Origin of the sequence: Streptomyces cyaneofuscatus (genome assembly GCF_000718135.1) — a bacterium.
GTDB classification, from domain to species: domain Bacteria; phylum Actinomycetota; class Actinomycetes; order Streptomycetales; family Streptomycetaceae; genus Streptomyces; species Streptomyces cyaneofuscatus.
The window spans coordinates 1-463 of sequence record NZ_JOEM01000068.1 but is presented as its reverse complement, the minus strand read 5'-3'; the positions used below and the strand labels follow the sequence as shown (position 1 = coordinate 463).

The 463-nt window shown below is 59.0% G+C and carries 1 rRNA gene; it reads left to right on the top strand.

Annotation, left to right across the window (positions count from 1 at the left end):
- Positions 1 to 89: ribosomal RNA gene (locus IF17_RS0135780) — 16S ribosomal RNA — on the top strand; the annotation flags it as partial.
- Positions 90 to 463 lie beyond the last annotated feature (374 nt).

Below are 463 nucleotides of genomic sequence, written 5' to 3'. Positions count from 1 at the left end.
GGAGGGAGCTGTCGAAGGTGGGACTGGCGATTGGGACGAAGTCGTAACAAGGTAGCCGTACCGGAAGGTGCGGCTGGATCACCTCCTTTCTAAGGAGCATCTAGATCCCTTCAGGGATCCAGAGCCACTACGTCGACAAATGTTCGACGGTGGTCAGCTCATGGGTGGAACGTTGACTATTCAGTACCTGGTGGTTCATCCGGGTCGTAAGTACTGCCCCTCGGGGCGTGGAAAGCGAACCGATTGAATTCCGGGTACTGGGCGCGCTGTTGGGTGTCTGAAGGTACGGCCGGTAAGGCTGCCTTCGACGCCGGCCCCAGTGAACTCGTCTGCAAGGACGGGGTGATGGGTGGCTGGTCGTTGCTTGAGAACTGCACAGTGGACGCGAGCATCTGTGGCCAAGTTTTTAAGGGCGCACGGTGGATGCCTTGGCACCAGGAACCGATGAAGGACGTGGGAGGCC